16 protein-coding genes and 1 pseudogene are annotated in these 16,799 nt (G+C 68.7%); 8 read left to right on the forward strand and 9 right to left on the reverse strand.

Going from position 1 to position 16,799, the window contains the following annotated elements; translation table 11 throughout:
* The first annotated feature begins 12 nt into the window (after positions 1-12).
* The 6 genes from ACWPOC_RS16635 (at position 13) to ACWPOC_RS16660 (ending at position 5,723) form a co-directional block, all read left to right on the forward strand.
* A complete protein-coding gene (locus ACWPOC_RS16635) occupies positions 13-741 on the forward strand; it encodes a phosphoadenylyl-sulfate reductase (protein ID WP_016695466.1) in 729 nt (242 codons plus the stop codon).
* Positions 738-1,682, forward strand: a complete 945-nt coding sequence (gene cysD, locus ACWPOC_RS16640) for a sulfate adenylyltransferase subunit CysD (protein WP_088897210.1) — start codon at positions 738-740, stop codon at positions 1,680-1,682. Before ACWPOC_RS16635 ends, cysD begins: the two co-directional genes overlap by 4 nt.
* A 2-nt stretch (positions 1,683-1,684) precedes the next feature.
* Positions 1,685-3,019, forward strand: coding sequence for a sulfate adenylyltransferase subunit 1 (locus ACWPOC_RS16645; protein ID WP_120279711.1), 1,335 nt, complete (start codon positions 1,685-1,687; stop codon positions 3,017-3,019).
* Positions 3,016-3,759 (forward strand): sirohydrochlorin chelatase, encoded by a 744-nt coding sequence (locus ACWPOC_RS16650; RefSeq protein WP_120279712.1) that lies wholly within the window; start codon positions 3,016-3,018, stop codon positions 3,757-3,759. The genes ACWPOC_RS16645 and ACWPOC_RS16650 overlap by 4 nt, the downstream gene beginning before the upstream one ends.
* Before the next feature lie 105 nt (positions 3,760-3,864).
* Positions 3,865-4,755, forward strand: coding sequence for a polyphosphate kinase 2 (gene ppk2, locus ACWPOC_RS16655; protein WP_120279713.1), 891 nt, complete (start codon positions 3,865-3,867; stop codon positions 4,753-4,755).
* A gap of 95 nt (positions 4,756-4,850) precedes the next feature.
* Positions 4,851-5,723 carry a universal stress protein gene (locus tag ACWPOC_RS16660; RefSeq protein ID WP_455408990.1) on the forward strand — a complete coding sequence of 291 codons (873 nt, stop codon included), beginning with the start codon at positions 4,851-4,853 and terminating at the stop codon, positions 5,721-5,723.
* 34 nt (positions 5,724-5,757) lie between these two features.
* Here the strand turns inward: ACWPOC_RS16660 and ACWPOC_RS16665 are convergent, their stop codons facing one another.
* From ACWPOC_RS16665 to ACWPOC_RS16690, 6 genes and pseudogenes are all read right to left on the reverse strand, one after another.
* The gene (locus ACWPOC_RS16665) at positions 5,758-6,756 is read right to left on the reverse strand and encodes a sulfate ABC transporter ATP-binding protein (protein WP_120279715.1); all 999 of its coding nucleotides are present in this window, start codon (positions 6,754-6,756) and stop codon (positions 5,758-5,760) included.
* A pseudogene (cysW, locus tag ACWPOC_RS16670) lies at positions 6,753-7,558 on the reverse strand (sulfate ABC transporter permease subunit CysW). The gene ACWPOC_RS16665 and the pseudogene cysW overlap by 4 nt, the downstream one beginning before the upstream one ends.
* The gene (gene cysT, locus ACWPOC_RS16675) at positions 7,555-8,352 is read right to left on the reverse strand and encodes a sulfate ABC transporter permease subunit CysT (protein WP_016694104.1); all 798 of its coding nucleotides are present in this window, start codon (positions 8,350-8,352) and stop codon (positions 7,555-7,557) included. Before cysT ends, cysW begins: the two are co-directional and overlap by 4 nt.
* A gap of 114 nt (positions 8,353-8,466) precedes the next feature.
* On the reverse strand, positions 8,467-9,492 hold the full coding sequence (locus ACWPOC_RS16680; protein ID WP_120279717.1) for a sulfate ABC transporter substrate-binding protein: 1,026 nt from the start codon (positions 9,490-9,492) through the stop codon (positions 8,467-8,469).
* 151 nt (positions 9,493-9,643) lie between these two features.
* Positions 9,644-9,736, reverse strand: coding sequence for an Ms4533A family Cys-rich leader peptide (locus ACWPOC_RS16685; RefSeq protein WP_315899260.1), 93 nt, complete (start codon positions 9,734-9,736; stop codon positions 9,644-9,646).
* A 171-nt stretch (positions 9,737-9,907) separates the two neighbouring features.
* A complete protein-coding gene (locus ACWPOC_RS16690) occupies positions 9,908-10,114 on the reverse strand; it encodes a hypothetical protein (RefSeq protein ID WP_120279718.1) in 207 nt (68 codons plus the stop codon).
* Positions 10,115-10,180: 66 nt separating this feature from the next.
* On the opposite strand from ACWPOC_RS16690, the gene ACWPOC_RS16695 reads away from it, so the two are divergent.
* Entirely contained in the window at positions 10,181-12,124 is a 1,944-nt protein-coding gene (locus ACWPOC_RS16695) for a glycoside hydrolase family 15 protein (RefSeq protein ID WP_120279719.1), read from the forward strand.
* 7 nt (positions 12,125-12,131) lie between these two features.
* Here ACWPOC_RS16695 and ACWPOC_RS16700 read toward each other — a convergent pair whose 3' ends face one another.
* The 3 genes from ACWPOC_RS16700 to lepA all read right to left on the reverse strand — a co-directional run bounded on the left by ACWPOC_RS16700 (position 12,132) and on the right by lepA (position 16,041).
* Positions 12,132-13,109: an ABC transporter substrate-binding protein gene (locus tag ACWPOC_RS16700; RefSeq protein WP_120279720.1), complete on the reverse strand. Its 978-nt coding sequence runs from the start codon at positions 13,107-13,109 to the stop codon at positions 12,132-12,134.
* 68 nt (positions 13,110-13,177) lie between these two features.
* Entirely contained in the window at positions 13,178-14,110 is a 933-nt protein-coding gene (locus ACWPOC_RS16705) for an NAD(P)H-dependent flavin oxidoreductase (protein ID WP_120279721.1), read from the reverse strand.
* Positions 14,111-14,145: 35 nt separating this feature from the next.
* Positions 14,146-16,041: a translation elongation factor 4 gene (gene lepA, locus ACWPOC_RS16710; RefSeq protein ID WP_237451241.1), complete on the reverse strand. Its 1,896-nt coding sequence runs from the start codon at positions 16,039-16,041 to the stop codon at positions 14,146-14,148.
* A 63-nt stretch (positions 16,042-16,104) separates the two neighbouring features.
* On the opposite strand from lepA, the gene ACWPOC_RS16715 reads away from it, so the two are divergent.
* Entirely contained in the window at positions 16,105-16,773 is a 669-nt protein-coding gene (locus ACWPOC_RS16715) for a type II toxin-antitoxin system PemK/MazF family toxin (RefSeq protein WP_120279722.1), read from the forward strand.
* Positions 16,774-16,799: the final 26 nt, after the last annotated feature.

Below are 16,799 nucleotides of genomic sequence, written 5' to 3' on the forward strand. Positions count from 1 at the left end.
GGAAGGGACGCGATGACGATCGATACGAACATCGACGAGCTCCGAAGTATTGCCGCGCAGGGGGCGGCAGAACTCGAAGGTGCGTCGGCGCAGGAACTCCTGCGGTGGACGGACGAGACCTTCGGTACCCCCACCACCGACGGTGGACGTAGCGGGTACATCGTCGCGTCCAACATGCAGGACGGTGTCCTGGTCCATCTGGCCGCGCAGCAGCGCCCCGGCGTGGACGTGCTGTTCCTCGACACCGGCTACCACTTCGCCGAGACGCTCGGCACGCGCGATGCGGTGGAGCAGGTGTACGGCGTGAACATCGTCAACGCCCGGGCGCAGCAGTCCGTCGCGGAGCAGGACGCCCTGCTCGGCAAGGATCTGTTCGCTCGCGACCCGAACGAGTGCTGCCGCCTGCGCAAGGTGGTGCCGCTGAAGGAAAGTCTGAAGGGCTACCGCGCCTGGGTGACCGGCATCCGCCGTGTCGAGGCGCCCACCCGCGCGAACGCACCGCTGATCTCGTTCGACGACGCGTTCGGACTGGTGAAGATCAATCCGATCGCGGCATGGTCCGACGAGGACATGCAGAACTACATCGACGAACACGGGATCCTCGTCAATCCCCTCGTCGACGAGGGCTACCCGTCCATCGGGTGCGCCCCGTGCACCACCAAACCACTTCCCGGAGCCGATCCGCGCAGCGGGCGCTGGGCCGGCCGAGCCAAGACCGAATGCGGGTTGCACGCCTCATGACACTCACCGATACGAATCCCACCGACACCCGGACGCTGCTGGACGGCAACCGTTTCGACACCCTCGACGCCCTCGAGTCGGAAGCGATCCACGTCTTCCGCGAGGTCGCGGGCGAGTTCGAGCGCCCCGTCATCCTGTTCTCGGGAGGCAAAGACTCCACCGTCCTGCTGCACCTCGCGATCAAGGCGTTCTGGCCCGCGCCGCTGCCCTTCGCGCTGTTGCACGTCGACACCGGCCACAACCTCCCCGAGGTCCTCGAGTTCCGCGACCACGTCGTCGAGAAGTACAACCTGCGACTGCACGTCGCGAGCGTCGAGGACTACCTCGCCGACGGCCGGCTCACCGAGCGTCCCGACGGCATCCGCAACCCGCTGCAGACCGTGCCGCTGCTCGACGCGATCTCGGAGAACCGGTTCGACGCCGTCTTCGGCGGCGGCCGCCGCGACGAGGAGCGTTCGCGCGCCAAGGAGCGGATCTTCTCGCTGCGCAACGCATTCGGTCAGTGGGATCCGAAGCGTCAGCGTCCGGAGCTGTGGAATCTGTACAACGGGAAGCACGCACCGGGTGAGCACGTGCGGGTCTTCCCGCTGAGCAACTTCACCGAACTCGACATCTGGCGCTACATCGCCCGCGAGAACGTCGAACTGGCGAGCATCTACTACGCGCACGAGCGCCCCGTCTACCGCCGCGACGGCATGTGGATGACCCCGGGTGTCTGGGGTGGTCCGGCCGAAGGCGAAGAGCTCGAGACGCGTTCGGTGCGCTACCGCACCGTCGGCGACGGATCGACCACCGGCGCGATCCTGTCCGAGGCCTCCACGAACGAGGAGATCCTCGCCGAGGTCGCGGCATCACGACTGACCGAGCGCGGCGCCACCCGCGGCGACGACCGGGTTTCCGAAGCGGCGATGGAAGACCGCAAGCGAGAGGGCTATTTCTGATCATGAGCGACCTTCACGAGCGGAGCGTGCAGAGCGACACGCAGCTGCTGCGCCTCGCCACCGCCGGTTCGGTCGACGACGGCAAGTCCACCCTGGTGGGCCGGCTGCTCTACGACACCAAGTCCGTACTCGCCGACCAGATCGACGCCGTCACCCGCGCGTCGGTCGACCGCGGCCTCGACACCCCCGACCTGTCGCTGCTCGTCGACGGCCTGCGCGCCGAGCGTGAGCAGGGCATCACCATCGACGTGGCCTACCGCTACTTCGCGACGCCGAAGCGCAGCTTCGTCCTGGCCGACACGCCGGGTCACGTCCAGTACACCCGCAACACGGTGTCGGGTGCGTCCACAGCGCAGCTCGTCGTCCTGCTGGTCGACGCGCGCAAGGGTGTCGTCTCGCAGACCCGTAAGCACGCCGCCGTGCTGGCCCTGCTCGGTGTGCCGAAGCTCGTCCTCGCGGTCAACAAGATCGACCTCGTCGAGGATCCGGCCTCGGTGTTCGCGCAGATCTCCGCCGAGTTCGGCGAACTGACGAGCTCGCTCGGCTGGGCCCCCGAGGACGTGCAGGAGATCCCTGTCTCCGCGCTGCACGGCGACAACGTGGCGGTGCGCAGCGAGAACACCCCCTACTACGACGGCCCGACCCTCATCGAGTACCTCGAGTCGGTCCCCGTCGACGCCGACGTGCACGGCCGGCACGAGACCGGTCTGCGCTTCCCGGTGCAGTACGTGATCCGTCCCCGCACCGCCGAGTTCCCCGACTACCGCGGCTACGCCGGTCAGGTCGCGGCAGGCTCCGTGCGCCCCGGCGACGAGGTCGTCGTGCTGCCGTCCGGTGTCCGCACCACCGTCGAGCGCATCGACAGTGCCGACGGCGCATTCGATGTCGCGCACGCCGGCCGGTCGGTGACCCTGGTGCTCGCCGACGACGTCGACGTCTCCCGCGGCGACATCATCGCCACCCCGGAGGCGGCACCCGAGCCGCTGTCGGAGTTCGAGGCCACCGTGTGCTGGCTCGCCGAGAAGCCGCTGCGTCCCGGCGCCCGGCTGCTGCTCAAGCACGGCACCCGCACCACGCAGGCCATCGTCGGCACGATCGACGAGCGGTTCGACGAGCAGAACCTCTCCTCCGTCCCGAGCCCGGACAGCATCGAGCTCAACGAGATCGCGCGCATCACGGTGCGTGTGGCCGAGCCGATCGCCGCGGACGACTACCGCGTCAACCGCCGTAGCGGCAGCTTCCTGCTCATCGATCCGGCCGGGGGCAACACCCTGGCTGCGGGTCTCGTGGGCGACGGACTCGCCGACATCGAGCTCGGGGACCGCGTCCCGGCATGATGCCGCTCGTCGCCGTCGCGCACGGCAGCCGCGACCCGCGTTCGGCGCGGGCCGTGGCTGCCGCGCTCGACACCGTCCGGGCCGAGAACCCCGGTCTGGACGTGCGACTCGCGTTCCTGGACCTGAACACCCCCTCGGTCGGGCAGGTCCTCGACGCGCTCGCCGCGGACGGGCATCGGCAGGTCGCGGTGGTGCCACTGCTGCTCGGCAGCGCCTTCCACGCGCGGGTCGATCTGCCGGCCCTGTTGCACGAGGCGCAGCAACGTCATCCGTTGCTCGAGGTGCTGTGCTCGCCGATCCTCGGCGACGACGATCTCCTCGTCGACGCGGCTCGCGACCTGATCACGGCCACGGGGGTGTCGGTCGATGATCCGTCCGTCGGTGTCGCGGTGTGCGCGGTGGGATCGCGGCGCCCCGAAGCGAACCGGGCGACAGAACTCGTCGTGCCCCGCATCCTCGCCGGGACGGCGTGGACGCAGGCCGCGGCGTGCTTCGCCACCACCGGCCCGTCGGTCGGAACGACCCTCGCCGATCTCACCTCCCGCGGCGCACGCACCGTCGTGCTGACGCCGTGGATCCTCGCCCCCGGACTGCTGTGGGACCGCGCCTGCGCCGAGGCCGAGAGTCTCGGGCACGTGCGGGTCGCGGAAACTCTCACCCGGCACGATGCCGTCGCGCGGGTGATCACCCAGCGCTACACCGAGGCCGTGCACCGCCGGCGCGGACTGCGCGTGGCCTGAGTCGCGTCCGACTCTCCGCCCGAGTTCACGCACGATTCGCATTCCTCCGCTACAACGGAGTCACAGTCGTCGTTCGACGACATCGGTGATCCGGGAGGACCTCGCGTGCAGAACGAACTCCGTCGCTACATCGACCGGCTCCGCACGGAGGGCTATTCGGTGCGCGACGACCACGGTGAGGACCCCGATCTGATCGACATCGAGGGCCGGGCCGTCGACACCTGGCGGGAGAACTATCCGTACGACACCCGGATGGACCGCGCCACCTACGAGGTCGAGAAGTACCTACTGCAGATCGAACTGCTGAAGTTCCAGTCGTGGGCCAAGGACAACGGGTCCAAGCACATCATCGTGTTCGAAGGTCGCGACGCCGCCGGCAAGGGCGGCACCATCAAGCGGTTCCAGGAGTACATCAACGTCCGGCACGCCCGGACCGTCGCGCTCAACAAGCCGTCCGACCGCGAGCAGGGCCAGTGGTACATGCAGCGCTACATCCAGCACTTCCCCACCGCCGGTGAGCTCGTGCTGTTCGACCGCTCCTGGTACAACCGCGCCGGGGTCGAACGCGTCATGGGGTTCTGCAGTGACGACGAGTACGAACGCTTCATCACTCAGATCCCGATGTTCGAGCAGCTCATCGTCGACGCCGGGATATCGCTGACCAAATTCTGGTTCTCGGTCACGCAGAACGAGCAGCGCACGCGGTTCGCGATTCGCCAGCTCGACCCCGTCCGCCGCTGGAAGCTGTCGGAGATGGACCTCGAATCGCTCGACAAGTGGGACCAGTACACCGAGGCGAAGGAAGAGATGTTCCGTCGCACCGACACCGATCACGCCCCGTGGACGACGATCAAGTCGAACGACAAGAAGCGGGCCCGGATCAACGCGATGCGGTTCTTCCTGAACCAGTTCGAGTACGACGACAAGGACCGTCAGATCGTCTTCCCGGCCGACCCGAAGATCGTCCAGCGCGGCAAGGACGCCGTCGGCGACTAACTGCCGGGAGCTCGTGCTCCGGCGTGCCGAGGCGCGCAGGGCTGGCGCGCAGCCTGTGATCCGTACCACACTGGACGGTGACGCGAGGAGGCAGCATGGGCACAGCCAATGTCGGTCACGGAATCGTCGTCGGCATCGACGGATCGGACAGCGCACTCGATGCGGCCCGGTGGGCCGCGTGCGTCGCCCGACGTCTCGGCGAACCGATCGACCTGGTGCACGTTCATCCCCCCACCTCCGACAACGGGACCGACCCGTCGGAGGCCGTTCTCACCGCCGCGGAAGCAGCCGTTCGTGGCGCAGTCGACCGGGTGGAGGTCCGGCGGTCCACCCCGTCGGGCAAGCCGGATCGCGTGCTCACCGACCTGTCGCGCGAGGCACGGATGATCGTCCTCGGTCACACCACCACCACCGAATGGCAGTCGATGGTGCGGCGCTCCGACGTCGTGTCGGTCGCCAACCACGCCGAATGCCCGGTGGTGACGTGGCGCAGCCGCGAGGGATTCCAGCCACCCGACGGCCGTCCGGTCGTCGTCGGCGTGGACGGCACCGAGGTCAGTGCGGGGGCCGTCGAGCACGCGTTCGCGACCGCAGCGGCGCTCGAGGCACCGCTCGTCGCGATCCACACGTGGACGGAGCAGTCCACGCTCACCTACGGCGAGGGATCACGGTTCACGGACTGGACTGCCTACGTCGAGCACCGGAGGGAGGAGATGAAGTCGCATACCTCCGGGCACACCGAGCAGTTCCCCGACGTCGAGGTCTCCTACCGGGTCGAGCGGGGCAAGCCCGACATCGTCCTGCTCGAGGAATCCAAGAGCGCCCAGCTCGTGGTGGTGGGCAGCCACGGCCGGAGTCCGCTGGCCGCTGCGGTGGTCGGCTCGAGCAGCCAGGGACTCATCCACCACAGTTGCTGTCCGGTCATGATCTGCCGGGCCCACCACCGGTCGGAGACCGAGGCCCACTGAGCCGACCCGCGTGACCCTCGAGTCCCCCGCTCGGTTACTGCGCGGCGGTACCGAGCGGGGCGGTCTCCGACGCGGCGGGAGCGTGCGCGTAGACCGTGTCGCCCGCGACGAGGCCCAAGTCGTGGGCTTCGCCGCGGGTGATCTGCGTCGTGAACTGCTCACCGGTCGCGTCGTTGCGCAGTTCGACACGGACCTCGAAGCCCAGCCGGACCACACGCTCGACGGTCGCCCGCGTGACACCGACCGAATCGCCGGATGTGTCGGAGAGCGCGGGTCGCCGGGCGAGCCGGATGTCGTGCGGCCGCACCAGCACGCCGTTGAGCTTGGACACCGTCCCGAGGAACGACATCACGAAGCTGTTCGCCGGGCGATCGTAGAGTTCCTCCGGCGTTCCGACCTGTTCGATGCGTCCGGCGTTCATCACCGCGATGCGGTCGGCGACGTCGAGCGCCTCTTCCTGGTCGTGCGTGACGAGCACGGTGGTCACGTGCACCTCGTCGTGCAGGCGGCGCAGCCAGGTCCGCAGGTCGGCGCGGACCTTCGCGTCCAGGGCGCCGAACGGCTCGTCGAGCAGCAGCACCTGCGGGTCGACGGCGAGGGCACGGGCGAGGGCCATGCGCTGACGCTGGCCGCCGGACAACTGCGCCGGATAGCGTCGCTGGAACCCGCCGAGCCCGACGATCTCGAGCAGGTCGTCGACCCGCTTCGTGATCTCGGCCTTGGGTCGCTTGCGGATCTTGAGTCCGAAGGCGACGTTCTCGCGCACCGTCATGTGCTTGAACGCGGCGTAGTGCTGGAAGACGAAGCCGATGTCGCGCTTCTGCGGGGTGACGCCGGTGACGTCCTTGCCGGCGATCTGGACGGTGCCCGCGTCGAGGGTCTCGAGGCCGGCGATCGAACGCAGCAGTGTCGACTTCCCCGAACCGGACGGTCCGAGCAGGGCGGTGAGCGAGCCGGACGGGATGTCGATGCCGACGTCGTCGAGTGCGGCGAAGTCTCCGTAGTTCTTGCGCGCCCCGGTGACGGTGATCATTCGGTGCTCCTCTTCCGGTCGAGCAGGGTCATCAGCAGCAGGACGATCACCGCGATGCCATGAGCAGGGTCGCGGCGCTGTAGGCGCCGAAGGTGTTGTGGTCGTCGATGTACCGGGCGTGCACGAGCAACGTCAGGGTCTGGGAGACGCCGGGGAAGCCGGACGAGACCATGATGACGGCGCCGAACTCGCCGAGGGCCCGGGCGACGGTGAGGACGATGCCGTAGGTCAGGCCCCAGCGGATCGCCGGCAGCGTGATCCGCCAGAAGGTCTGCCAGGTATTCGCGCCGAGGGTCGCGGCGGCCTGCTCCTGCTCCTCCCCGATCTCGCGCAGCACCGGTTCGACCTCGCGCACGACGAACGGCAGCGTCACGAAGATCGTCGCGAGCACCATGCCCGGCAGCCCGAAGATCACCTTGAGGCCGAGATCCTCGACGGCACCGAACCAGCCGTTGGCGCCCCACAGCATGATCAGGGCGACACCCACGACGATGGGCGAGACCGCGAAGGGCAGGTCGACGACGGCCTGCAGCAATCCTCTCCCCGGGAATCTGCCGCGGACGAGGGCCAGCGCGACGACGATGCCGAAGATCACGTTCACGGGAACGACGATCGCGACGATCAGCAGCGACAGGTTCAGCGCCGAGATCGCGGCGGGAGTGCTGATCGACTCGGCGAACGCCACGATGCCGTTCTCGAAGGTGCGGTAGAGGATCACCCCGATCGGGACGAGCAGCAGCACGAACAGATAGGCGAGCGCGACGAAGCGCAGCGACAGTCGGGATGCGACGGACGGTTTCACCGGTCGTCCTCCTCTCGGCGCAGCCCCCGGTTTGCGACCAGGCGCAGGACGAACAGCACGACGAAGGCGATCACCAACAGCGCGACGGAGACCGCGGCGGCGTTGACCGGCCGGTCGATCTCGATCTGCTGCTGGATGTACTGCGACGCGACCTGGGTCTTGTACGGGATGTTGCCGCCGATGAGCACGATCGAGCCGTACTCACCGATGGCACGGGCGAACGCCAGGCCGGTGCCGCCGAGGACGGCCGGTGCGAGCACGGGCAGCACGACCGTGCGGAAGATCGTGAAGTTGCCGGCTCCGAGCGAGGCGGCGGCCTCCTCGACCTCACGGTCGGCCTCGATGAGCACCGGCTGCACCGAGCGCACCACGAACGGCAGCGTGACGAATGCCAGCGCCACCACCAGTCCCGGCTCGGTCGCGTTGAGCTGCACACCGATCGGGCTCTGCGGCCCGTACAGCGAGAGCAGCACGATGCTCGCGACGATCGTCGGCAGGGCGAAGGGGAGATCGATGAGGGCGTTGACGAACTTCTTCCCCGGGAACTCGTCGCGGACGAGCACCCAGGCGATCACCGTGCCCATCACCGCGTTGATCGCCGCGACGACCAGCGAGACGACGACGGTGATCCGCAGGGTCGCCAGGGCGGCCGGAGCGGTGATCGCATCGACGAAGGTCCCGAGACCGTCCGAGACGGAGTGGAAGGCCAGGGCCGCGAGGGGAAGCAGGACGATCAGGCTCAACCACAGGGTGGCGATGCCGATACCGAGGGGCCCGACGGCGCCGGTGAACATCCGGCGACGCGGTCGGGCGGGGGCCGCGGCGGACGGCCCGTGACGCGAACCCGCCGGGGCGGGAGACGAATCTCCCGACCCGGCGGTGTGTTCCGAGATGGTCACGCGCGCGCTCTACTTCGTCGCGTTGTCGTAGATCACCGCGATGGTGCCGGTGCTGTCGGCGAACAGCTCCTCGTTCACGGTCTCCCAGCCACCGAGATCGGCGACGGTCCACAGCTTCTCCGGCTGCGGGAACTCGTCGGCGAACTCCTCGGCGACGGTCGGATCGACGGGCCGGAAGCCGGCCTCGGCCCACAGGCGCTGCGCCTCGGGGGTGTACAGGAAGTCGTTGAACGCCTGCGCGACCTCGACGTCCTTCGCGTTCTTCAGTACCGCTGCGGGATTCTCGATCTTGAAGGTGACGGGCGGGGTGACGTGCTCGACGGGGTCGCCGTTGCGCTCGATGAACAGTGCCTCGTTCTCGTAGCTCAGCAGCACGTCGCCGGTGCCCTGCAGGAAGGTCTCGGTGGCCTCGCGACCGGACTTCGGCTGCACCTTCACGTGGTCGGTGACCAATGCGGTGACGTAGTCGATGCCGGCCTGCGGGTCGGCGCCGCCGTTGCTCTTCGCGGCATAGGGCGCGAGCAGGTTCCACTTCGCCGAACCCGAGCTGAACGGGTTGGGGGTGACGACCTCGACGTCCGGACGGAGCAGGTCGTCCCAGTCGCGGATGTTCTTCGGGTTGCCCTCACGGACGACGATGGTGACGACCGATCCGAACGGAATCCCGTTGTAGGCGTTGTCGTTCCAGTTCTCGTCGACGAGACCGGCCTCGACGAGGCGGGTGATGTCGGGCTCGACGGAGAAGTTCACGAAGTTGGCCTCGGCGCCGTCGCGCACCTTGCGGGACTGGTCTCCGGAGGCGCCGTAGGACTGCTGGAAGACGACACCCTCGCCCTCTTCGGTCGCCTCGAATGCGGGGATCAGCGAATCGAATCCGACCTTGGGCACGGCGTAGGCGTAGAGGTTGATCGTGCCGCCGGACCCGTCGCCACCACTCTCGGCTCCGACGGTGTCGCTCGAACCGCCGGCGCAGGCGGTGAGGGAGAGGGCGGTGACCGCGGCGAACGCCGCGACGACGAACCTGGAACGTTTCATGACGAGCCTCCTGAGGGGCTGTTTCGAGGGGAATGAACGCGACCGGCACCGGACGAGGGGTTGCCGGAATCGGACCGGCCGGGATTCGCGAGGATGCGGCACCGACGGACGAGAGGGCCCGGAAGATGGGGACCGCGGAGAGAAGAAGGGTTCAGCGACAACAGTCGATGTCGGCGACCGAAGGCATGCCCACAGCGATCAACGCCAACTCGTGGCGGATGCGGGGCAGAGTGGTCGCGGACACGCGGCAGAGATTAGCAGAGGTCGAGGGTCGACCGAAATCGACGATTCGGACACCGGGCGTCGAGCACCGAACCGGATGCGCGAGCGGCGTGCTCACATGGAGACGAGCCATGCGACGACGACGATGATCAGCAGCGCGATCAGCGCCAGGGTCACGCGCGAACGCGGCATGTCAGCAATCCTCCGTCGTCGTGGCGGGCGAGTCCGTCTCTCCGCGGCCGAGCAGTGCGAAGACACCGGCCATCGCCCGATCGAGCAGCCATGCGACCCCGAAGCAGGCCGGCACCAGCACCGCCAGCACGAGGGCCACCTGGGGGACGAAGGACAGGCCCGCGAGCCACAGCTCGAAGCCGTCCCACCACGAAGCCACCCGATCCATTGCCTACACCCTAGTAGGTTCGGCAACCGCACTGCGATCCGCCCGGCCCGCAGTGATCATGGAGGAATGGATCACCACCACTCCTCACCGCTGTCGGGGTCACCCTTCCGACGGAGCGTGTTCCCGCCCATCGACGACTACGCATTCCTCTCGGACTGCGAGAGCACCTGCCTGATCGCGCGTGACGGCACCGTGGAGTGGATGTGCGTGCCCCGTCCGGACTCCCCGAGTGTGTTCGGGTCGCTGCTGGACCGCAGCGCGGGACATTTCCGGTTGTCGCCGCACGACCGCACCGTTCCCGCGGCACGCCGGTACCTGCCGGGCGGTCTGGTGCTCGAAACGACCTGGCAGACCGACACGGGTTGGATGATCGTGCGGGACGCGCTGGTCATGGCGCCCTGGTACGACGTCGAGGAGCGCTCGACCACGCACCGCCGGACCCCGTCCGACTGGGAGTCCGAGCACATGCTGCTGCGCACGGTGCGCTGTGTGAACGGGACGGTGGATCTGTACGTCAGTTGCGAACCCGCCTTCGACTACCACCGGGGCCGCACCGAATGGCGGTACACCGGCAAGGTCTACGAGGAGGCCACCGCGGTGTGCCGGAACGCACCGGACGAGCATCCGACGCTGCGCATGACGACGGATCTGCGCCTCGGGATCGAGGACCGCGAGGTCCGCGCGCGTCGTCGACTCCACAAGGGCGACACGGCGTTCGTCGCCTTGTCGTGGTCGGACTGCCCGATGCCGCACACCTTCGACGAGGCCGCAGTGAAGATGGCCGCCACCCAGGACTACTGGCGCGAGTGGATCACGACGGGCCGCTTCCCGGATCACCCGTGGCGCACCTACCTGCAGAGCAGCGCGCTGACGCTCAAGGGACTGACCTACAGCCCGACCGGGGCGCTGCTCGCCGCGTCGACGACCTCACTGCCGGAAACCCCTGGCGGAAGACGCAACTGGGACTACCGCTACGCATGGGTGCGTGATTCGACGTTCGCATTGTGGGGCCTGTACACACTCGGGTTCGACCGGGAGGCCGACGATTTCTTCTCGTTCATCCTCGACGTCTCGCGCGACGCGGACGGTATGAGATATCCGCTCCAGGTCATGTACGGGGTGGGCGGCGAGCGCGAACTGCCGGAGTCCACCCTCGCGCATCTGAGCGGCTACGACGGCGCGACCCCGGTCCGGATCGGCAACGACGCCTATCACCAACAGCAGCACGACATCTGGGGCACGCTGCTCGACTCGGTGTACCTGCACGTCAAGTCCCGCGGGCACTTCCCCCAGACCTTGCTGCACACCCTGCGGCGGCAGGTCGAGGAGGCGGCGGCCAACTGGCGCAAGCCCGATCGCGGCATCTGGGAGGTGCGGGGCGAACCCCAGCACTTCGTGTCGTCGAAGGTCATGTGCTGGGTGGCCCTCGATCGCGGCGCGAAACTCGCCGAGCTGCAGGGCCGCCCCGACTACGCCCGCAAGTGGGCGGCGATCGCCGAGGAGATCAAGGCCGACGTCCTCGAACACGGCGTCGACGAACGCGGCGTCTTCACCCAGCGGTACGGCCACCCCTCGCTCGACGCGTCGGCGCTGCTGATCCCCTTGTTGCGCTTCCTGCCCGCGGATGATCCCCGGGTGCGGGCCACGGTGCTGGCGATCGCCGACGAACTCACCGAGGACGGGCTGGTGCTGCGCTACCGGGTGGAGACCACCGACGACGGACTCGCAGGTAAGGAGGGCTCGTTCACCATCTGCTCGTTCTGGCTGGTCTCGGCGCTCGTCGAGATCGGTGAGGTCGAGCGGGCGGCCGCCCTGTGCCAGCGCCTGCTCGACTACGCGAGCCCCTTGAAGCTCTATGCCGAGGAGATCGACACCGAGACCGGACGCCATCTGGGGAACTACCCGCAGGCGTTCACCCACTTGGCGCTCATCAATGCCGTCGTCCACGTCATCCGCGCCGAGCGGGAGATCGGGGCGGGCAACTTCCGGCCCGCGCATCTCGGGCCGTGAGCCGGTCTCAGGCGTTCGCGACCGCCTCGAGCTGCGGCCGGATCACGTCGAGCGCATAGTCGATCGACAGCGACGAGGGCGTGTTGAACGCGACGACCGTCGGGAAGTCGACGACGGCGAGACCGCCTCCGGTGACGGCGGGCAGCCGGTCGAATCCGGGCAGCGCCATCAGGTCCTGCTCGGTTCCGCCGCGCGGCAGGATGATCAGCAGATCGGCCACCAGAGCGTCGACGCGTTCGGGGCCGAGCACGACCCGCCCCTGGGACGCTCCGCCCTCCGCGACCAGCGTCGGCGGCAGCGTCATGCCCAGCTGCGTGAACAGCGCAGCGGCGCCGTCGTCCGGATCGGCGACCACGACGACCTGTTGCTCGTTGGTGACGTACTGCGACAGCGCGGCGGTCCGGCCCTCCAGTCCCGGCAAAGCGGCCTCCTCGATCTCGGCGTTGCGGTCGGCGATGATCCGCTCGGCGTCCTCGGTGCGGCCGAGGACCTCACCGAGCACGCGCACCTGTTCGTCCCAGCTGTCCACGCCGGTGTCGCCGAGAGGTCCGATCGTCGGCGCGACCGCGGAGATCGTGTCGTAGTCGTTCTGCGAGGCGATCTGCCACGCGCCGAGGATCAGATCGGGTTCGAGAGCGGCGACCTCCTCGACGGGCACCGACGTCTCCGCCGTCGGACTCAGCGCCACCGCATCCGGGGAGACGTCGGTCTGCCAGGGGTAGAGGCCGCGATCGTCGCCGTACGAGCCGGCGCTGTAGTACGCGACCGGCTGCACTCCGAGTTCGACGAGGGCGTCGAGCCATTGGCTGGAGGTCGCGACGATCCGCTCGGGTGTGCCCTCGATCGTCGTCGTGCCGTAGGAGTGCTCGACGGTGACGGTCTCGCCGCCGGCGGTCGCGGTTTCCTCGGTGTCCGACGAACACGCGACGAGACTCGGGACGGCGAACAGTACGAGCGCTACCGCGGAGAGAACGACTCGATGCATGGGCGACCTCCGTTTCAGGTGAGGCTCACCTTAACTCGAGTGGGGACGTCCGTGTGCCGATGCCGTCCTCAGCGGAAGCGGGACAGCAGGGTCTCCGCCTGCTCGGCGATACCCCGGATGACCTCGCCCGCGGGTCGCTCGGACCGCACCAGACCGGCGGCCTCCCCCGCGTAGACCACACCGATGTCGGGATCGTCGCCCGTGTACGCCGCGGCGAGGGCGTCCTCGTCGGCGCCTCGGCCGTGCCACTCGTCGGTGAAGGCGTTGCGCAGGGCACGTCCGCCCCAGCGCGCCGGCCACGGCTGGTGCCGGGCCTTGTCGAAGACGTCGGTGTAGACGGTGTCGGCGCTGCCGGCCTCCACGAGCCGCCCACGGGCGTAGTCGGGGCCGACGGTCTCCGGGCTGGCGAGCAGCGCCGTCCCGACCAGAGCGCCCTGCCCACCGGCTGCGAGCACTGCTGCCAGACCGCGACCCGTGGCGATGCCGCCTGCGGCGAGCACGGGCAGCGACGTCGACTCGAGCACCTCCTGCAACAACGGGAGGGTACCGATCCGGCCCGTGTGCCCACCGGCCTCGTGGCCCTGCGCGATGACCGCGTCGACACCCGCGGCCTCGACCACCCGCAGATCGTCGATCGTGTTGATCTGCGAGAGGACGACGGCCCCGGCCTCGTGGACGCGCTCGACGTAGGGCGCGGGATCGCCGAACGAGAGCGTGACCACCTGCGGCCGATGCTCGAGCACTGCGGTGAGGAGGCTGTCGTCGTCGGCGAGCGCCCAGGTCATCAGACCGAATCCCACAGGCCCACCACCGATCTCGCGGGCGGTGCGCACCTCGCCCTCGATCCACTCGGCGGTGTTGTAGCGGGCGGCGCCGATGAGGCCGAGGCCGCCGGCCCGCGTCACCTCGCCGGCGAGCCGCCCACCGGCCCGGCCACCCATGGGCGCACCCAGCAGTGGAACGGAGATTCCGAGTTCTCGGGTGAGCCAGGTGTCGAGCACGCGAATCCTTCCGGTGGGCGTCGCAGCAGAGACGACTACTTCTTCGGCTTGTCGGACGAGGCCTCGGACGACAGCGCGGCGACGAACGCTTCCTGCGGCACGTCGACGCGGCCGATCGTCTTCATCCGCTTCTTGCCTTCCTTCTGCTTCTCGAGCAGCTTGCGCTTACGGCTGATGTCGCCGCCGTAGCACTTGGCGAGAACGTCCTTGCGGATCGCCCGGATGTTCTCGCGGGCGATGATCTTCGAGCCGATCGCGGCCTGGACGGGCACCTCGAACTGCTGCCGCGGGATGAGTTCCTTGAGCTTGGTCGTCATCTTGTTGCCGTAGGCGGCAGCGGCGTCCTTGTGGACGATCGCGCTGAATGCGTCGACGGCCTCGCCCTGCAACAGGATGTCGACCTTGACCAGCGCGGCCTCCTGCTCGCCGGCCTCCTCGTAGTCCATCGAGGCGTAGCCGCGGGTGCGCGACTTCAGCGAGTCGAAGAAATCGAAGATGATCTCGGCCATCGGCAGCGTGTACCGCAGCTCGACGCGGGTCTCGGACAGATAGTCCATGCCGCCGAGCTCACCGCGCCGCGACTGGCACAGTTCCATGATCGAGCCGATGAACTCGCTCGGCGCGATGATGGTGCACTTGACGATCGGTTCGTAGATCTCGCGCGCCTTGCCCTCGGGCCAGTCGGACGGGTTCGTCACGACGACTTCCTGACCGCCTTCGAGCACGACGCGGTAGACGACGTTGGGGGCGGTGGAGATCAGGTCGAGGCCGAACTCGCGCTCGAGGCGCTCGCGGGTGATCTCCATGTGCAGCAGACCGAGGAAGCCGCAGCGGAAGCCGAACCCGAGGGCGACGGACGTCTCGGGCTCGTAGGTGAGCGCAGCGTCGTTGAGCTGGAGCTTGTCGAGCGCGTCGCGCAGCACCGGATAGTCGGAGCCGTCGACCGGGTACAGACCGGAGTAGACCATCGGGCGCGGTTCGCGGTAGCCGGTGAGCGGCTCCTCCGCACCGTTGCGGGCGGTGGTGACGGTGTCACCGACCTTCGACTGGCGCACGTCCTTCACGCCGGTGATGAGATAGCCCACCTCGCCGACGCCGAGACCGGCGGTGGCCTTGGGTTCGGGCGAGACGATGCCGACCTCGAGCAGTTCGTGGGTCGTGCCCGTCGACATCATCTTGATCTTCTCGCGGGGCACGATCTTGCCGTCGACCACACGCACGTACGTCACGACGCCGCGGTAGGTGTCGTAGACGGAGTCGAAGATCATGGCGCGGGCGGGCGCGTCGGCGTCACCGACCGGCGGCGGCACCTGGCGGATCACGGCGTCGATGAGTTCGGGGACGCCCTCGCCGGTCTTGCCGGAGACCCGGAGCACGTCGGACGGCTCGCAGCCGATGATGTTCGCGATCTCACCGGCGTAGCGGTCGGGGTCGGCCGCGGGCAGGTCGATCTTGTTGAGGACCGGGATGATCGTCAGGTCCTTGTCGAGCGCGAGGTAGAGGTTGGCGAGGGTCTGCGCCTCGATGCCCTGCGCGGCGTCGACGAGCAGGACCGCGCCCTCGCACGCCTCGAGCGCGCGGGAGACCTCGTAGGTGAAGTCGACGTGGCCCGGGGTGTCGATCAGGTGCATCACATAGTCTTCGCCGTCGAGCTTCCACGGCAGACGTACGTTCTGCGCCTTGATCGTGATGCCGCGCTCGCGTTCGATGTCCATGCGGTCGAGGTACTGGGCGCGCATCTGCCGCTCCTCGACCACCCCGGTGAGCTGCAGCATCCGGTCCGCGAGCGTCGACTTTCCGTGGTCGATGTGCGCGATGATGCAGAAGTTCCGGATCTTTGCGGGGTCCGTGAACGTGGTGTCGGCGAAGGTGCTGATGTCGTGCTCCTGACTCGGACTGGCAGCGGCCTGCAGACCGCGGTCACCCTGCAGAATATCCAAGTCGGGCGGCGGCCGGGACTTCGCCCGGGTCAGGTCCGGTTAAGCTCGGTTCCCGTGGCCGGTACATGGAAGAAGTTGGGCAGGCAGCTGGGTCGTCTCGCCGTCGAGCAGGGTCCGAAGATCTACCAGCAGTTGCAGCAGTCCGGGGCGCTCGACAAGGCGCGCGCCGCGCTGAACGCGGCCGGCCAGACCGGCGCAGCGAGCGGAACCTCGGGGAGCGGTACCACCGCGGCGCCGAAGCCCGGCGCGGACCGGACCGCGGCGCCGAAGCCCGGTGCTGCGAAGACCCCGTCCGGCACGAAGCGCCCGGCCCCCGGCCGCCCGGTGGCGTCGCGCACCACGCCGACGGCGCAGCGTGCCCGCCGCCTCGAGTACTCCCCCGACCTCGACGGTCGCGCCGATCCGGGCGAGATCGTGTGGACCTGGGTGGCCTACGAAGAAGATCCGACGCAAGGCAAGGACCGCCCGGTGCTCGTCGTGGGCCGCGACGACTCGACGCTGCTCGGACTGATGCTGTCGTCGAACGCCGACCGCGACGGTCACCGCGACTGGCTCGGAATCGGCTCCGGACGGTGGGACGCGGAGGACCGCCCGAGCTGGGTGCGCCTCGATCGCGTGCTCGACGTCCCCGAGGACGGCATCCGCCGCGAGGGCGCGATCCTTCCCCGCGCACGCTTCGATCAGGTCGCGGCCCGGCTCCGCACCGACTTCGGTTGGAGCTGAACCGGGCCGCGTCCCGCCCGCGGGAT

The sequence above is a fragment of the Rhodococcus sp. 5G237 genome (genome assembly GCF_053764735.1).

What these genes read in the sequence shown, in the direction of transcription:
- ACWPOC_RS16635 (WP_016695466.1), top strand. Translation starts at nt 13, where the DNA reads ATGACGATCGATACGAACATCGACGAGCTCCGAAGTATTGCCGCGCAG.
- cysD (WP_088897210.1), top strand. Translation starts at nt 738, where the DNA reads ATGACACTCACCGATACGAATCCCACCGACACCCGGACGCTGCTGGAC.
- ACWPOC_RS16645 (WP_120279711.1), top strand. Translation starts at nt 1,685, where the DNA reads ATGAGCGACCTTCACGAGCGGAGCGTGCAGAGCGACACGCAGCTGCTG.
- ACWPOC_RS16650 (WP_120279712.1), top strand. Translation starts at nt 3,016, where the DNA reads ATGATGCCGCTCGTCGCCGTCGCGCACGGCAGCCGCGACCCGCGTTCG.
- ACWPOC_RS16660 (WP_455408990.1), top strand. Translation starts at nt 4,851, where the DNA reads ATGGGCACAGCCAATGTCGGTCACGGAATCGTCGTCGGCATCGACGGA.
- ACWPOC_RS16665 (WP_120279715.1), bottom strand. Translation starts at nt 6,756, where the DNA reads ATGATCACCGTCACCGGGGCGCGCAAGAACTACGGAGACTTCGCCGCA.
- cysT (WP_016694104.1), bottom strand. Translation starts at nt 8,352, where the DNA reads ATGTTCACCGGCGCCGTCGGGCCCCTCGGTATCGGCATCGCCACCCTG.
- ACWPOC_RS16680 (WP_120279717.1), bottom strand. Translation starts at nt 9,492, where the DNA reads ATGAAACGTTCCAGGTTCGTCGTCGCGGCGTTCGCCGCGGTCACCGCC.
- ACWPOC_RS16690 (WP_120279718.1), bottom strand. Translation starts at nt 10,114, where the DNA reads ATGGATCGGGTGGCTTCGTGGTGGGACGGCTTCGAGCTGTGGCTCGCG.
- ACWPOC_RS16695 (WP_120279719.1), top strand. Translation starts at nt 10,181, where the DNA reads ATGGATCACCACCACTCCTCACCGCTGTCGGGGTCACCCTTCCGACGG.
- ACWPOC_RS16700 (WP_120279720.1), bottom strand. Translation starts at nt 13,109, where the DNA reads ATGCATCGAGTCGTTCTCTCCGCGGTAGCGCTCGTACTGTTCGCCGTC.